Raw genomic sequence first — 1,971 nt, 5'->3', positions numbered from 1 at the left:
GTTCCAGTGTGCCTGCTTGCCCTGAACGTGGAGTTCGATCAGGTCCACCAGTACTGCCTGCAGGTTGGTCGTCAATGTTGGTGATGCTTTCATGAATCCTCCTCGATAGAACCGGTGCCGTGCGGGCCGCGCATGCCATTGCTGGCACCCCGGCCGATGCTTCCGACGCTACCGCAGCGCGGCGCCGGGCCGCGATGCTTCTGGGAGGAATTTCTCGGTCAGCATACTAAGTCGGCTTACTAACCGTTTTGGGGGCGGTTTAGACGGCCTCGTTGAGGATGGGCCCACGCGGGAACACGGCCCGTGTGATGCCGCCGGAGGTGGATTCGGACAGCTCGGTGAGGTAGTCGTTGCGCCGCCTCGGGGTAATCCTGGACTGGGGCTGGAACGGCTGCTCGGGGTCGTCGGCGTAGTGGGCGCTCAGGCCGTCGCGCATGAGCCGGATGGCTTCCGAACGCTGCTGGGACACCGCTGCGTGCGTGGATCCGAGTTCCGCGGCCAGGTCTTTGACCGTGCGGTCTCCGAAATAGATCTCCTCCACCACGTAGCGCATCCGTTCCGGAAGGGATTTCACGGCGGCCCGAAGGTACTGGAGCCGTTCGTCCGCGAGCACGGAGTGTTCCGGGGTGAGGGTTTCGGCGGCCAGGGTGTCCACCACGGTGGCTTTTGCCCGAGACTCTACCGGCTGACGATGGTCAAGGCGCGGTCAGCCCGGCGCCGTCCGGTGCCCTTGCCCAGCCGGTGCTGCAGGAACCACATGAGGCCAAGCACCGCGCCCAGGGCCACGACTACCCGCAGCCCGAGGATCAGTGTCCGGGTCTTCAGTCCGGACCAGGCTGAGGGATAGCCGGTGATGGCCGGAAAGTCCCGGGCCTTGCTCAGGATGTATGCCCGGTACTCCGCGATGAGCTCGACCACTTCGGCGAGGCTTTCGAGCACCACGTAGGCGGCGCCGTCGAGCGTCACCAAGTGCGTATCCGGGCTCTCGTGGATGCGTTCAATGAGGTCCGGATTGACCGCGAAGCGCGTTCCGTTGAGGCGTGTGACGACGATCATGAGCCGATTCTGCTCTGTGAGGGGAAGGGTGTTCTCCTCCGTACTGTCGGCAGCCGGGGCCCCTTCGTTAGGCGCCGTCGTCAGGCGCCTTGCCAAGGTGCCGGTGCCCGGGGGCGGCCGGCGCAGCAACATTCCCCGTGCCAAGGCCGCCGCGCGGTATTAGGGTGGGACCTGACGGGGCCACCCGGCCCGCCCCGTTGGACGCCTGTTCCAGCGCAGTTCGTCCCGTGCAGTTGGTCCAGTGCCAGGAAACGACGGCCGCCCGCCTCATCAGGAAGGCCAGCCATGGCGCCATTTCCGGATTTTGAGCAGCCGTTGAACCCGTTTCCCCGCTACGCAGCCATGCGGGACAGTGAACCCGTTTTCCAGGACCCGGACACCGGCGTCTGGCACGTGTTCCGCTACGACGACGTGCAGCGGGTCCTGTCCGAGCACGGCACTTTTTCTTCCCGGATGGGCGGGGACAACCCCTCCGAAACGGGCCAGCTCTTCGCCGCCAGCCTGGTCAACACGGACCCGCCGCGGCACCGCCAGTTGCGTTCGCTCGTGACGCAGGCGTTCACGCCGCGGGCAGTCGAAGCGCTCGCCCCGCGCATCTCGGAACTGACCGACGAGTTGCTGGAGCCGGTGGTGGCCGGCGGCGCCACGGACCTGATCGAACAGCTGGCCTATCCGCTTCCGGTGATCGTGATCGCCGAACTCATGGGCATTCCGGCCTCTGACAGGGACCGGTTCAAGCTGTGGTCCGACGTGATCGTGAGCCAGACCCGCCCGGGCGCCGACGATTCCGTCCACACGGCAGCCAACCGGGAAATGGCGGAGTACTTCATGGGCATGATCGAGGAACGGCGGCACCGGCCGGGCAATGATTTGATCAGCGCGCTCCTCGCGGCCGAGATCGACGGGCAGAAGCTC

Annotated in this window: 3 protein-coding genes and 1 pseudogene; 1 reads left to right on the top strand and 3 read right to left on the bottom strand. The window is 66.1% G+C overall.

All coding sequences use genetic code 11. The features are described 5' to 3' along the window. The 3 genes and pseudogenes from LQV45_RS28570 to LQV45_RS28560 all read right to left on the bottom strand — a co-directional run. Positions 1–93 (bottom strand): annotated as a pseudogene (locus LQV45_RS28570) (DNA starvation/stationary phase protection protein); the annotation flags it as partial. Positions 94–259: 166 nt separating this feature from the next. Then, on the bottom strand, positions 260–658 hold the full coding sequence (locus LQV45_RS28565; RefSeq protein ID WP_230010339.1) for a sigma-70 family RNA polymerase sigma factor: 399 nt from the start codon (positions 656–658) through the stop codon (positions 260–262). Positions 659–678: 20 nt separating this feature from the next. After that, the gene (locus tag LQV45_RS28560; RefSeq protein WP_230010338.1) at positions 679–1,056 is read right to left on the bottom strand and encodes a flagellar FlbD family protein; all 378 of its coding nucleotides are present in this window, start codon (positions 1,054–1,056) and stop codon (positions 679–681) included. Between the two features lie 393 nt (positions 1,057–1,449). On the opposite strand from LQV45_RS28560, the gene LQV45_RS28555 reads away from it, so the two are divergent. Further along, on the top strand, positions 1,450–1,971 hold a 522-nt coding region (locus tag LQV45_RS28555), incomplete at its 3' end, for a cytochrome P450 (protein ID WP_230010337.1).

The organism is Microbacterium sp. Bi128, from assembly GCF_918698205.1.
This window is presented reverse-complemented; position numbering and strand designations above follow the sequence as displayed.